Annotated in this window: 12 protein-coding genes; 10 read left to right on the top strand and 2 right to left on the bottom strand. The window is 44.8% G+C overall.

Annotation, left to right across the window (positions count from 1 at the left end):
* Positions 1-12 precede the first annotated feature (12 nt).
* Both H7J92_RS17840 and H7J92_RS06790 read right to left on the bottom strand, forming a co-directional pair.
* A complete protein-coding gene (locus H7J92_RS17840) occupies positions 13-144 on the bottom strand; it encodes a hypothetical protein (RefSeq protein WP_281250661.1) in 132 nt (43 codons plus the stop codon).
* Positions 145-260: 116 nt separating this feature from the next.
* On the bottom strand, positions 261-1,949 hold the full coding sequence (locus H7J92_RS06790; RefSeq protein WP_221836161.1) for an Rqc2 family fibronectin-binding protein: 1,689 nt from the start codon (positions 1,947-1,949) through the stop codon (positions 261-263).
* 404 nt (positions 1,950-2,353) lie between these two features.
* Between H7J92_RS06790 and gmk the strand changes: the two genes are divergently transcribed.
* The 10 genes from gmk to rsgA all read left to right on the top strand — a co-directional run bounded on the left by gmk (position 2,354) and on the right by rsgA (position 13,752).
* Complete coding sequence (gmk, locus tag H7J92_RS06785; protein ID WP_009765562.1) at positions 2,354-2,971, top strand: guanylate kinase; 618 nt, start codon at positions 2,354-2,356, stop codon at positions 2,969-2,971.
* Positions 2,972-2,974: 3 nt separating this feature from the next.
* Positions 2,975-3,199 carry a DNA-directed RNA polymerase subunit omega gene (gene rpoZ, locus H7J92_RS06780; protein WP_078817788.1) on the top strand — a complete coding sequence of 75 codons (225 nt, stop codon included), beginning with the start codon at positions 2,975-2,977 and terminating at the stop codon, positions 3,197-3,199.
* A gap of 332 nt (positions 3,200-3,531) precedes the next feature.
* Positions 3,532-4,749 carry a bifunctional phosphopantothenoylcysteine decarboxylase/phosphopantothenate--cysteine ligase CoaBC gene (gene coaBC / locus H7J92_RS06775; protein ID WP_078817787.1) on the top strand — a complete coding sequence of 406 codons (1,218 nt, stop codon included), beginning with the start codon at positions 3,532-3,534 and terminating at the stop codon, positions 4,747-4,749.
* Positions 4,739-7,147 (top strand): primosomal protein N', encoded by a 2,409-nt coding sequence (gene priA / locus H7J92_RS06770; protein ID WP_221836157.1) that lies wholly within the window; start codon positions 4,739-4,741, stop codon positions 7,145-7,147. The genes coaBC and priA overlap by 11 nt, the downstream gene beginning before the upstream one ends.
* A gap of 192 nt (positions 7,148-7,339) precedes the next feature.
* Positions 7,340-7,831 (top strand): peptide deformylase, encoded by a 492-nt coding sequence (def, locus tag H7J92_RS06765; protein ID WP_078817785.1) that lies wholly within the window; start codon positions 7,340-7,342, stop codon positions 7,829-7,831.
* A complete protein-coding gene (gene fmt / locus H7J92_RS06760; RefSeq protein WP_221836154.1) occupies positions 7,828-8,766 on the top strand; it encodes a methionyl-tRNA formyltransferase in 939 nt (312 codons plus the stop codon). The genes def and fmt overlap by 4 nt, the downstream gene beginning before the upstream one ends.
* Positions 8,763-10,103 carry a 16S rRNA (cytosine(967)-C(5))-methyltransferase RsmB gene (gene rsmB / locus H7J92_RS06755; RefSeq protein ID WP_078817783.1) on the top strand — a complete coding sequence of 447 codons (1,341 nt, stop codon included), beginning with the start codon at positions 8,763-8,765 and terminating at the stop codon, positions 10,101-10,103. The genes fmt and rsmB overlap by 4 nt, the downstream gene beginning before the upstream one ends.
* A 29-nt stretch (positions 10,104-10,132) precedes the next feature.
* Positions 10,133-10,891, top strand: a complete 759-nt coding sequence (locus tag H7J92_RS06750) for a Stp1/IreP family PP2C-type Ser/Thr phosphatase (RefSeq protein ID WP_078817782.1) — start codon at positions 10,133-10,135, stop codon at positions 10,889-10,891.
* On the top strand, positions 10,888-12,858 hold the full coding sequence (pknB, locus tag H7J92_RS06745; RefSeq protein WP_221836152.1) for a Stk1 family PASTA domain-containing Ser/Thr kinase: 1,971 nt from the start codon (positions 10,888-10,890) through the stop codon (positions 12,856-12,858). Before H7J92_RS06750 ends, pknB begins: the two co-directional genes overlap by 4 nt.
* A 12-nt stretch (positions 12,859-12,870) precedes the next feature.
* Positions 12,871-13,752, top strand: coding sequence for a ribosome small subunit-dependent GTPase A (gene rsgA, locus H7J92_RS06740; protein WP_078817780.1), 882 nt, complete (start codon positions 12,871-12,873; stop codon positions 13,750-13,752).

Genomic DNA, 13,752 nt, shown 5'->3' with positions numbered 1-13,752 from the left:
GTAAATAAAATATTACAACGCGCCAAAGTATGCGGCAACCGCACCAATATAGCATTGAACAGAACCAAACTCCTTTCGAACCGCTCCAATCTGTAACTTAACCGAACCAATCCACGATCCAACCGAACCAATATAGCCAAGCACCGCACCTTTTTCCTGTTCATCATCCGACCGAATTAATTAAATCCTCCCCCTCATACAAAAAGCCCGAAAAGTCAGGTGGCAATGACTTTTCGGGCAGCCTTTTTATATAATATTACTCACTTCCGCAGTTTACGGACTAAATCTTCATCAGGCGTAACAAACACGGTTTTCTGTTCAAAATAAATAACAAATCCAGGTTTTGCACCGGAAGGTTTCTTCACATGCTTTATCTCAGTGTAATCGACCGGTACAGATGACGACTCTCGAGCCTTACTGAAATAAGCAGAGAGTCTGGCTGCTTCCTCAATTGTTTTCGTATCCGGCTCGGTATCATGGATGACGACGTGCGAGCCAGGTATGTCTTTTGTATGCAGCCATACATGATCCCGCGCAGCCATTTTGAACGTCAAATAATCATTTTGCTTATTATTCTTCCCGACGGAAATTGGAACTCCAGTCGAGGAAACAAATGCTTCCGGTGCCGGTTTCTTTGGCTTTACCTTCTTTTTGCTTCTTCTAGCACGCATAAATCCAAGTTCGACCAATTCTTCACGTATTTCTTCTATATCAATTGGGGAAGCTTGATATACTTGCTGCCGTACCATCTCAAAGTATTCGATATCTTCTTTCGTCTTTTCTAGCTGCTCCGCAATTCGGACGAGTGCGGTTTTGGCTTTCGAATAACGGGAGAAATAATTCTGGGCATTATCAATAGGTGATTTCCGCGGATCAAGCGGAATCGTGACGGTAGTGCCTTGCTCATAATAATTTTCTACCGTCACTTCCTTATCGCCTTTTTGCATTAAGTAATTATTCGCTGTCAATAACTCACCGTACAGTTTTAAGGTATCCAAGTTTTGAGCCGTCTGCTGTTCTTTTTGCAGTTTTTTTGTCTTATTTTCAAGCTTCGTAATTTCATTGGACAACCAGCGTTCCAAATCAATCGCTTGGGACTTGACCCTCTCTCGCTCTGCTCTGGCAAAATAGACTTTGTCGAGTAAATCACTCAATGTAGAAAACGTTTGAGTTGTGCCGGGCGCGTGTGTCAATTCCACCGCGGAGAATAATGTCTTTCGATCATTCTCCACTACAGTAGGCTTCATTGAATCTGCGTTGAAACTGTCTAAAAAAGATCTCCAAACTCTAAATGGCTGCTCCTGATTTTGTTGGAGCCGATACAGTAGTTCGGCAGCAGTCAGGGGAGAAAAGCCAGCGAATTGCTGGACAACATCTCTCGGCTCCTGCAGGTTAGGTAAGACATCCATAAATTCATTTTCTAAGACTTGAAAAGGATCCAGTTTATCTTGTGGAGGTGCCGGGATATACGGCTGTCCAGGCAGAATCGTCCGGTAACTGTTCACGGAAGGCGGCAGATGCTTCATACTGTCGATAATCAAATCGCGCGAAGCATCCAGTAAAATTAAATTACTGTGTCTGCCCATGATCTCAATAACCAGTTTTCGTTCAATCTGATCGCCCAGTTCATTTCGAGCCTGAACTTGGATACTGACAATCCGGTCTGACTCCTGCTGCTCAATGGACGTAATCATCCCACCCTCAAGCTGCTTCCGTAACACCATGCAAAACAACGGAGGCTCGGACGGATTCGTCAACACTTCATTCGTCAATTGCATCCTCGAAAAAGAAGGATGCAGTGAAACTAATAATTTATGATTTTTATTATTTGCTCGGATCTGAAAAATAATTTCCTGCGAATTCGGCTGATGAATCTTCGAAATCCGGCCAGACTTCAACTGCTGCAACTCGCTCACAATCGCTTTCGTAAATAAACCATCAAATGCCATACGGATTCCTCTTTCATTTCGTTTTGTTCCATTTTAGCACTCATCGTATGAATATGGTATAATATGAACAGATTGCACACATGGGCCGGTTTAGTCGAACACTTGCGAAGTGATGAATATTAATCACTTTCTTTTTACTTTTCTTTTGAAGCTCACCATGTTCAGAAGTGTATCTAGTTGATTGGAGCGGAAGGCGGCGACTCCGGGAGGATCAGCGTGAGCCTTGAGACCCTGGACTGAGCGAAGCGAGGGAAGCGGCTCAAGCCACGCCCTCCGGAAAGCGTCCGCCTGCAGCGGAAATTAACGATGCCCTCCCAGATACCAGGTTCAGCACTTTCAAGGAATCGTTCTTGGATTGAAAGCAGGCATGCTGTGTAAATGAATACATAACAAAGAGGGATTATATGTACAAACATCGAGGACTCCTAATCGTCCTTTCAGGTCCATCCGGCGTAGGTAAAGGAACTGTTCGTAAAGAACTCTTCTCAAGCCCGGACACCAACTACGAATACTCCATATCGATGACCACTAGAAACCCGCGCGAAGGCGAAGTGGACGGCGTCGACTACTTCTTCAGATCACGGGAAGTATTTGAACAAATGATCCAAGAAGGGAAACTTCTGGAGTATGCCGAATATGTAGGAAACTACTACGGCACGCCACTCGACTACGTCAACGAAACACTCGACGCAGGCCGCGATGTATTTCTTGAGATAGAAGTCGTCGGTGCTGCACAAGTTCGTGAAAAAGTACCAAATGGTTTATTTATCTTCTTGGCACCTCCAAGCTTGAGTGATCTGGAAACTCGTTTGATCGGAAGAGGTACAGAAGCATCCGATATCATTGCCGATCGAGTATTAAAGGCAAGAGAAGAACTTGAAATGATGCACTTGTACGATTATGTAGTCGAAAACGACGAGGTCTCCAAAGCATGTGATCGGGTCAATGCAATTGTTACAGCAGAGCATTGCCGCAGAGAACGTGTGGAAAAGAGATACTTACAAATGTTGGAGGGAGAATAAACTATGTTATATCCATCAGTTGATTCACTAAAAGGGAAAGTAGATTCTAAATACACATTGGTCACGCTGGCTGCGAAACGTGCGCGTGAACTACAGGAAAAACGGAACGAACTCTTACATAAGTATCGTTCAGAGAAAAGTGTCGGCAGAGCGTTAGAAGAAGTGGCTGCTGGGGTCTTGATCAACCAACAAGCGGATGAATCAATTATTTACGAAGACGAAGTTTGATTTGAAATCAATTACGCTTTGGCGTTATTGCGTCCAGATTTTGAATCGAGCGTGCTCGATTAAATCCTTTCAAAATCTGTGACATCCGCCGGAGGCATAGGCCTACAGGATGTAGGTTATGCAGGCATTGCCACAGGATGTGGCGTTTCTAGCCTGCGTTCTCCTATTGGTCAGCGGGCGTTTGAAATCCCACTGAACAGGATATTTCCACATTCATCTCACCACCTATTGAGGTGAGAGTTTTTGCTGAATAAAGATAAAACTACTCCCTTGGAATTCAACCGTTCTCAGGGAGTTTGTTATTTTTTGAAAGGAACAGGGGGCACCTAATTATGATAAATAATAAAAATGTCTTGCTTTGTGTGACGGGTGGAATTGCAGTCTATAAAGCAGTCGCACTTGTCAGCAAGCTATCTCAGGCAGGCGCAAACGTTAAAGTCGTAATGACGGATTCAGCGAAAGAATTTGTGCAGCCATTATCATTCCAAGTGATGTCAAAAAACGATGTGTATTTCGATACATTTGATGAAAAAGACTCTCGTGTGATTGCACATATAGATCTTGCGGATTGGGCGGATTTGGTATTAGTGGCGCCTGCTACGGCGAATGTCATCGGCAAACTGGCAAACGGGATCGCGGATGATATGGTCACTACAATTTTACTTGCTACTGAAGCGGATGTTTGGATTGCACCCGCAATGAATGTACATATGTACGCCCATCCCGCTGTTGTAAGGAATATTGGGCAACTCCATTCGGACGGCTACCGCTTTATTGAGCCTTCGGAAGGTTTTTTGGCCTGCGGTTATGTGGGGAAGGGGCGTTTGGAAGAACCAGAACGTATTACGGAACTGGTAAGCCAGCATTTTACGCAAGGCCATTATCAACCGCTAAAAGGGAAAAAAGTCGTGATTACTGCGGGGCCGACACGTGAACGAATTGATCCGGTTCGCTATGTTTCGAATTTCTCCAGCGGTAAAATGGGTTATGCGATGGCGGCAGCAGCGCAAAAGCTTGGCGCGGAAACCGTTCTCATTTCAGGTCCAGTTGAATTGACTGTTCCTTCAGGCGTCCAAATAATCCATGTCGAGAGTGCTGCCGATATGTACGATGCAGTGCTCAGTCAATTTGACGATGCTTCTATTGTCGTGAAATCCGCGGCAGTTGCAGATTACCGTCCAAAATCGGTACATACTCAGAAAATGAAGAAAAAAGCAGGCGACGACGTGCTCGAATTGGAGCGTACGACAGATATATTGAAATCGCTCGGAGATCGGAAAGAACATCAGCTATTGATAGGCTTTGCAGCTGAAACGACGGATGTCATCGCATATGGTCAAAAAAAATTGGAGTCTAAAAATCTGGATTATATCATCGTCAATGATGTGACCGATCCGGGTGGCGGCTTTGGCAGTGATACGAATGTTGTCACACTGCTTTCCAGAGAAGGAGAAGCCACTCCGTTTACTGCCATGCCAAAAGATCAATTGGCGGTACGTTTATTTGAAACGATACTTCAGCAAGAAGGCGGCAAGTTAGATGATCGCTGAAGTCATTGTCGATGTAGCGGCTTATCCGATCGATCGTCCGTTTGATTATGCTGTCCCGGCAGAGTGGGAGAGCGTCATGGAGCCGGGCCTGAGAGTGAAAGTGCCATTCGGCCCTCGAAAAGTCGTCGGATATGTCACAGCAATCAAAATGCATAGTGAACTGGATTCTGGCAAGATTAAACCAGTGTTGGAGATAATAGATTTAGAGCCGGTCCTATCCACGGAACTGCTGGCATTGTCAAAATGGATGGCAGCTGAAACGATTGCCTATGAAATCGATGCGCTCCAAGTGATGCTGCCGGCAGCGATGCGTGCGAAATATGAGAAAATCATGCGTGTAGTCAAGCCAGAATTGCTCGACGATTCATTCCGAGAGTTTTTAGGAAATCGAGAGCAAGTATCGTTGAAGGCTTTTCAGGATGCTCATTTATTGAATGAAGTGAAGAAGTATAGTGAACAAGGAATTGTTCAGATCGATACGGCGATCCAGCAGAAAACCAAGATGAAAAAAGTTCGGATGATTCATATTCCGGACACAGCACACTTGGAATCCGCTTTGGAAGAGACACATTCAAACGCTAAAAAACAAGTGGAATTATTGCAGTGGTTGCTTCTACATCCGTCGAAATCGATGGAAGCCAGCGAAATCATGAATAAATCAGGCGTTAAAGCAAACGTCTTGAAAGCACTGCTCGATAAACAAGTCATCGAACAATCCCAAGTGGAAGTTTACCGTGAATTGGATGCACCCAAAATGCGGGACAGCGGGAAGCCTGAGCAGCTGACAGATGAGCAACAGTCCGCATTGTCAGCGATTGAACAAGCCAGCGATAAGAAGAAGCAAGAAACGTTCCTATTGCATGGAATCACAGGCAGCGGGAAAACAGAAGTCTATTTGCAAGCGATTGACCATGTGTTGAAAAAAGGCAAGGAAGCAATTGTGCTAGTTCCTGAGATTTCTCTGACACCACAAATGACCGCTCGATTTAAAGGGCGATTCGGTGAGTTGGTCGCAGTGCTGCATAGTGGATTATCGTCTGGCGAGAAATATGATGAATGGCGCCGGATCCATCGAGGCGAAGTAAAAGTGGCAATCGGAGCCCGTTCAGCTGTTTTTGCACCTTTTACGAATTTAGGTCTGCTCATTTTGGATGAAGAACATGAATCAACCTATAAACAAGAAGAGTCCCCGAGATATCATGCGAGAGATGTAGCGATTTGGCGAGCTGATTATCATCGCTGTCCAGTCATACTCGGAAGCGCTACGCCGTCGTTGGAATCGTATGCACGCGCAACTAAAGATGTTTATACATTATTGACCCTAACAAAACGTGCAAAACTACAGGCATTACCAGAAGTTCAGGTCGTCGATATGAGAGAAGAACTGAAGACAGGAAATCGTTCGATGTTTTCTGTCGCACTGGCGGATGGTATTCGGCAACGGTTGGAACGTAAAGAACAAATCGTGTTGCTGCTGAATAAACGCGGCTTCTCGAGTTTCGTACTATGCCGTGACTGCGGTACGGTAGTGGAATGCCCGAATTGTGATATTTCATTGACCTATCATCGTTCAAGTGAAAGTTTGAAGTGCCACTATTGCGGTCATGAGCAGCCTGTGCCGATCGAATGCCCGGAGTGTGCAAGTGAGCATATCCGGTTTTTCGGCACAGGTACGCAAAAAGCACAGGAAGAGTTGTATAAGCTAGTACCTGAAGCGCGCGTAATTCGAATGGATGTAGACACGACCAGTACGAAAGGCGCCCATGAGAGGTTGTTGCATGATTTCGGTGAAGGAAAAGCAGATATTCTGCTGGGTACACAGATGATTGCCAAGGGACTGGATTTCCCGCGTATTACACTTGTTGGCGTATTGGCTGCCGATACATCACTTCATTTAGCTGATTTTAGGGCTGCGGAAAAGACGTTTCAGTTGCTGACACAAGTGAGCGGCAGGGCCGGACGGGATCAGCTGCCGGGAGAAGTAGTGATTCAGACATACGATCCAGAGCACTATGCGATTGAATTATCGAAAACTCAAGAGTACGTGCCGTTTTATGAATTGGAAATGGATAGAAGAAGACAGCTGGGCTATCCGCCCTATTATTTTGTGACGGTTGTGCAGTTCAGCCATGAGGATGTACTGAAGGCGGCTGATTATGCACATAAAGGCACGAGTTTCCTAATGGAACAGCTGTCTTCCGAGTCCGTGATTATTGGACCGACCGCTGCAGCAATCAGTCGCCTCAACAATAGATATCGTTATCAATGTTTGGTAAAATACAAACAGGAACCTGCGCTCGTACCGGTTTTACAAAAGTTATTAAAACATTACAAAACCAGCTGGGCAAAAGACGGATTGGTTATGTCCATAAACCGTGAGCCGACAGCTATTTTTTAAACAAAAGTTCAAAGCGCCGTTTAGCCTCGACAGGCGTTGGAGGGCTTATCGACAAAGTTGAGTTCTTTGCAACTTTTCGAAAAGACCGAAACGACCCGAGAGGCTGGCGCTTGGAACTAGACGAATCAAAAGTTCAAAGCGCCGTTTAGCTTCGACAGGCACTGAACGTAACTACAGAAATGAGGAATAATTTTGGCTATATTAGAAATCGTAAAACACCCGTCTCCGATTTTGACGGCACCATGTGAGGAAGTCACAGTCTTTGATGAAGAGCTGGGTACGTTACTGGATGATATGCATGAAACGATGATAGAAAATGATGGTGTAGGTTTAGCGGCACCGCAAATCGGAAAATCGATTCGCGTGGCAATTGTGGACTTTGATGAAGAACAAGATATCATCGAAATGATCAATCCGGTAGTGACTGCAACAGGAGGAGCTGAAGTGGATGTGGAAGGCTGCTTAAGTTTTCCTGGATTATTTGGTGAAGTAGAGAGACCTTTCCATGTCCGTATAGAAGCGCAGGAACGCGACGGCAGACTGTATGAACTAGAGGCGGAAGGTTATGAAGCGCGTGCGATTTTGCATGAGATCGATCATTTGAACGGCATTTTATTCGATAAGAAAATACAGCGGATTGTAGACCCTTCCGAGTTTGAAGAGGATGAGGAGGGCGACGAATGACGAAAATTATTTTCATGGGAACACCTCAATTTTCTGTGCCCGTCCTGACGATGCTTCACGATGAAGGCTACGATATATTAGCAGTAGTAACCCAACCCGATCGCCCGGTTGGCCGGAAGAGAGTATTGACTCCGCCGCCTGTAAAAGAAGAAGCGTTACGCCTTGGGTTACCTGTCATTCAGCCGGAAAAGCTAAAAGGATCCGCTGAGCTTCAGGAAATCATCGGTTTGCAGCCAGAGTTGATTATAACAGCAGCATTTGGTCAATTGCTTCCTAAAGAGTTATTAGATGCACCAAAACTTGGCTGTATCAATGTCCATGCATCATTATTGCCGAAATACCGTGGAGGTGCACCGATTCATCAAGCGGTGCTGGACGGTGAAACTGAAACAGGCGTAACGATCATGTATATGGCGGAAAAATTGGATGCAGGAGATATCATTTCACAGACTGCTCTGCCGATCGAAGAAGATGACGATACAGGCAGTCTATTCACGAAGCTTTCTGCTGTGGGAACAACTTTATTGAAGAACACTTTGCCTTCGATCGTAAATGGTACGAATGAACGTACAGTTCAAGATGAAACGCAGGTGACGTTTGCGAAAAATATTTCGAGGGAACAGGAACGAATTGACTGGAAACGTTCTGCTCGTTCCGTTTTTAACCAAGTGAGAGGTTTACATCCATGGCCTGTAGCTTATTCGAAATTTGCGGATGACCAAGTGAAGATTTGGTGGGGACGTGTTGAAGAACGGACGTCTGATGCGGTGCCGGGTGAAATTATAGCGTTGGAAAAAGACCGGATTATCGTCCAGACAGGTGATGGTGCGTTTGCCATTACCGACTTGCAGCCTGCGGGGAAAAAACGAATGACTGCCGCCGTTTTCTTAAATGGAATCGGATCCAAGTGGCAAGTGGGAGACCAGTTTGAATGACAAATTATAAGAAGAAAATTTGGCGTGGCAATGTACGTGACGCCGCCCTGTCGATCTTGATGGATATCGAAAACGAGCAAGCTTTCAGTAACTTATTGCTTCACAAGACAATTGAGTTATACGATCTTCCCCAAAAGGATCGGGCTTTGTTGACGGAATTGACATATGGGACATTGCAACAGCAAATGACATTGGATTATTATTTGGCACCTTATATTCGCGGGAAATTGCAACCGTGGGTTCGCCAATTATTGCGGATGTCCGTTTATCAAATTATCTATTTATCCAAAATCCCTCCGCACGCCGTTGTCAATGAAGCAGTGAAAATTGCAAACAAGCGAGGGCATAAGGGCGTCTCCTCTATGGTAAACGGGATTTTACGTTCGATTTTACGAGAAGGTGTTCCTTCTTTGGATGAAATTGAAGATCCGGTAGCCCGGCTGTCGATTGAGACGAGTCACCCAGAATGGTTGATCCGACGTTGGATTGAACAGTACGGCATGGAAGAAGCAACGGCTATTGCAGTTGTCAATAATTTGCCGCCTGTTACGACAGCGCGAATTAATTCAACGAAAACGAACAGAGGAGAAGTCATAGGGTTACTCAAGAAGGAAGGCGTACTTGCATCGCCGGGTAACTTGACTGACAGCAGTATTCAAGTAGAGTCAGGAAATTTAGCCTCTACGGAAGCATTTCAACAAGGACTGCTGACGGTTCAAGATGAAAGCTCCATGCTGCCAGCGTTAGCTTTACAAGTAGAACCGGGTATGAAAGTTCTCGATATGTGTGCGGCGCCTGGCGGTAAAACAACGCATATTGCCGAGCGTATGAAAGATGAGGGGGAAGTGCAAGCTCATGATCTTCATCCGCATAAATTACGTTTAATCGAGCAAAATGCTGAGCGGCTTGGCTTGACTTCCATTCACACAAATAGCGGGGACAGCAGAGAATTACTCTCAACCTATGAACCGCAATCATTTGATCGTGTACTGGTTGATGCGCCTTGCAGCGGTTTAGGAGTCATTCGAAGGAAACCAGAAATTAAATACAAAAAAACAGTGCAAGATATTGAAAATCTATCGGTTATTCAAAAAGATCTGCTCCAAGTTGCCAGCCAATTAGTGAAAAAAGGCGGTCGCTTGGTTTACAGCACCTGTACGATTGATAAAACAGAAAACCAGGCAATCGTCGAATGGTTTTTACGGGAGCAGCCGGATTTTGAACTTGTTCCTTTACACATCATCGATCAACCGACTGATAGCAGCTATTTACAGATCTTGCCGCATCAATACGAAAGTGACGGCTTCTTTGTGGCAGCTCTGCAAAGAAAGAACTGATCTGATGGAAAGGGAATGGGGGTTAGCTTATGGAATATGAGATTCGCTCAGATACTGGACGCAAGCGGACAGTAAATGAAGATGAGGCGGCTGTGTTCGTTCATCCTAAAAACAATACAGTGCTAGCCGTCATTGCAGATGGAATGGGGGGGCATAAAGGCGGCGACTTTGCCAGCTCTACTGCCGTACGAATGATTGGCGAGCAATTCATGTCGGCAAGTGACGATGTGGAGACGGAACAGGACTGGTATGATTTATTGTACGATACGGTCGTGGATATCAATCTGTTTTTATATACAAAAGCCCAGCAGGATGAAAGTTTTAAAGGTATGGGAACGACGCTTGACCTTGCGTTGATTTTAGGGGATCAATGCCTTGTTTTCCATGTAGGAGACAGCAGGATTTACCAAGTGACAGGCAAGGCTATACGGCAAATTACGAAGGATCATTCGTTCGTCAATATACTGATCGAAAGCGGAGAGATTACGGAACAGGAAGCAGAAGTGCATCCGCAGAGAAACTGGATTATGAAAGCGGTGGGCTCTGAAAAGTCGATTGTACCAGATTTGTATACCATTCCAGTGCCATCTCAATCGTACTTGTTGCTGTGCACAGATGGGTTAAGCAATAAAGTCGAAAAGGAACTGATGCTTGATATTATATTGCGTGACGTTTCATTGGCTGACAAAGTGGATACGTTCGTGGAGTTGGCAAATGAACGTGGCGGCGAAGATAATATTACGGCGATCTTACTGGAAATACCTGAAACCGAGGTGATTTCCACATGATCGGTAAACGGATTGGTAAACGATATGAAATTATCCGTGTGATCGGTGATGGAGGAATGTCAAGGGTTTATCTGGCACATGATATGATTCTTGATCGGGACGTGGCAATCAAAGTATTGCACTATGATTTTGCGAATGAAGAAGAATTGAAAAAGCGATTTCAAAGAGAAGCACTTTCAGCGACAAGTTTGACCCATCCTCATATCGTCAATATTTTTGATGTCGGCCAAGAAGATGAGCTTCATTACTTGGTAATGGAATACATACCAGGCCGGACGTTAAAAGAGTATATACACACACACGGAGCATTATCAGCTGACCATGCTGTATCCATTATGCAGCAACTGGTGTCAGCGATCTCTCATGCCCATCATAATGGCATCGTCCATCGTGACATTAAACCGCAAAATGTCCTGATGAATGGTGAAGACGACGTCAAGATTACGGACTTTGGTATCGCGATGGCGCTGAACTCCACAGCACATACGAAAACGAATTCAGTTATTGGTACCGTTCATTATTTATCTCCTGAGCAGGCGCGGGGAGGCATGGCTACAAAGCGCTCGGATATTTATTCGTTAGGGATCGTTTTTTATGAATTATTGACAGGAAAGCTTCCTTTTTCTGCGGAGACGGCTGTTGCTATTGCGCTGAAGCATTTGCAGGAAGAGACGCCTTCTGTACGGGAGCAGCTTCCTGAAATTCCGCAAACTGTGGAGAATGTCATTTTGAAAGCGACCGCGAAGGATGCCAACTATCGATACGCCACAGCCGATGAAATGTACGATGACCTATTAACGGTCTTTTCACCGGAACGTGCGAATGACAAGAAATTCACATTGCCTTTTGATGATGATCGAACAGTAGCGATTCCAATCGTGAAAGACACTGCGAAATTCGATAATGTGGAAAATACCGTAAAACACACACCGCCAGCAGTGGAACCGGTTCCGCCGGATGAGAAGAAAAAGAAAAAGAAAAAGAAGAAATGGCCACTTATTGTGGGAGCAAGCCTTCTGGTCATTGCCTTACTTGCAGTGGTGCTGACGATGTGGCTGAAACCTAAAGAAATTATCGTTCCTGAAGTAATAGGTGAGGAAGAACTAGCCGCAACGGAGCTGCTAGAAAAAGAAGGTTTTGTCATAGATGAACGATTGGAAGAAACGTCTGATGAATTCAACGCAGGTCAGGTCATCAAAACGATACCGGAAGCCGGCAAGAAGCGAAAAGAGGGAGACGGCGTTAAACTGTTTGTCAGTATAGGTAAAGATAAAATGAAACTGCTCAACTATGTCGGCCGCAGTTACGAAGCGACCGTGCAATTTCTAGAAAATTATGGGTTCGAGAAGATTACTCCAGTTGAAGAGTATTCTGACGAGCCCATAGGGACCATTATTGGACAGCAGCCAGAAGCCGATCAAGAAGTCGTTCCTGAAGATACGGAAATCATTTTTACGGTCAGTAAAGGAAAAGAGCTGCATTCGTTGAATGATTTAAGCGGTATGACAGAAAAACAATTAGAGAGCTACGCAAAAAGTGCAGTGCTTACTATTCATATTGTCAGCGGGGAATATTCGGAGACGGTTGAAAAAGGTCGTGTGATCTCTCAAAAACCTCCCAAAGGAACGAAGATGGATAAACATGAACGTGTCGATGTCGTCATGTCAAAAGGGGCTCCATCGAAACCCGTCAAACTGTTAGTGAAAACTATTACGATTCCATATGAAAATCCTGAAGATGAGGATGAATGGGAAGAGGGAGACGAACGAGAGCCTCAGAAAATTCAAATTTATATACAAGATCGCAAACATACAATGAACGATCCTGTAGAAGAATTTGAAATTACTGAAGATACTTCCCGTAAGATCACCATCGAGCTTGAGGAAGGTGAACGGGGCGGTTATAAAGTGTTGCGCAACCAGACCGTGATAGAAGAAGATAAATTTGACTATAAAGAGTTGAATTAAAGGAGGAGTTCGATGGCGGAAGGCCAAATTCGAAAAGCGATCAGCGGCTTCTATTATGTTGAACATAATGGTGAATTAATTCAGTGTAAGAGTCGGGGAGTTTTTCGGTTAAAAGGAATTAACCCACTTGTTGGCGATATGGTCACCTATACACCAGATGGTGAGAATGACGCGACCATCACAGATGTTCATCCAAGGAAAAGTGAACTTGTTAGACCACCCATAGCGAATGTGGACCAGGTACTACTAGTATTTTCCGTTGTAGAGCCAGATATGAGCCTTCGTTTGTTGGATCGTTTTCTCTCTGTTATTGAATCGCACCGTCTAGAACCAATTATTTATGTTTCCAAGGAAGATTTAGCGAACCAGCAGACAATAGCGGAAAATGAAGGGAATTTAGCCTATTATCGGCGTATTGGTTATACCGTATTGCGTAATGTGGGCAACGAAGAGCAGTTGATTGAAGTACTGCGCCCCTATTTAAATGGCAAAACAACCGTGCTTGCAGGTCAGTCAGGGGTTGGAAAATCGACGTTGCTCAATACGATTCTCCCCGAGTTGGAGTTGAAGACAGGAGTCATCTCAGACGCACTCGGGCGTGGTAAGCATACGACGCGCCACGTAGAACTGCTCGAAATTGCGGATGGATTAGTTGCGGATACACCTGGCTTTAGTTCATTGGGCTTCGAACATATTAAGAAAGAAGAATTACGAGATTGTTTTGTAGAGATATCGGAAGCCGGTGAAGGATGTAAATTTCGGGGCTGCCTTCATGTCAAGGAGCCTGGTTGCGCTGTGAAAGCACAAGTGGAAGAAGGAACGATCTCTGAAGCGCGTTACAAGAATTACTTACTGTTCTTACAAGAAATTATAGATCGAAAGCCGAGGTATTGA

The sequence above is a fragment of the Sporosarcina aquimarina genome (assembly GCF_019748715.1).
GTDB lineage: Bacteria > Bacillota > Bacilli > Bacillales_A > Planococcaceae > Sporosarcina > Sporosarcina newyorkensis.
Note: the sequence above shows the minus strand (reverse complement) of the source record. Positions and strands in the feature narration are given on the sequence as shown.

Bases quoted from the DNA above. Each gene is read 5' to 3' on its own strand.
- H7J92_RS06790 (WP_221836161.1), bottom strand. From the start codon at position 1,949: ATGGCATTTGATGGTTTATTTACGAAAGCGATTGTGAGCGAGTTGCAG.
- gmk (WP_009765562.1), top strand. From the start codon at position 2,354: ATGTACAAACATCGAGGACTCCTAATCGTCCTTTCAGGTCCATCCGGC.
- rpoZ (WP_078817788.1), top strand. From the start codon at position 2,975: ATGTTATATCCATCAGTTGATTCACTAAAAGGGAAAGTAGATTCTAAA.
- coaBC (WP_078817787.1), top strand. From the start codon at position 3,532: ATGATAAATAATAAAAATGTCTTGCTTTGTGTGACGGGTGGAATTGCA.
- priA (WP_221836157.1), top strand. From the start codon at position 4,739: ATGATCGCTGAAGTCATTGTCGATGTAGCGGCTTATCCGATCGATCGT.
- fmt (WP_221836154.1), top strand. From the start codon at position 7,828: ATGACGAAAATTATTTTCATGGGAACACCTCAATTTTCTGTGCCCGTC.
- rsmB (WP_078817783.1), top strand. From the start codon at position 8,763: ATGACAAATTATAAGAAGAAAATTTGGCGTGGCAATGTACGTGACGCC.
- H7J92_RS06750 (WP_078817782.1), top strand. From the start codon at position 10,133: ATGGAATATGAGATTCGCTCAGATACTGGACGCAAGCGGACAGTAAAT.
- pknB (WP_221836152.1), top strand. From the start codon at position 10,888: ATGATCGGTAAACGGATTGGTAAACGATATGAAATTATCCGTGTGATC.
- rsgA (WP_078817780.1), top strand. From the start codon at position 12,871: ATGGCGGAAGGCCAAATTCGAAAAGCGATCAGCGGCTTCTATTATGTT.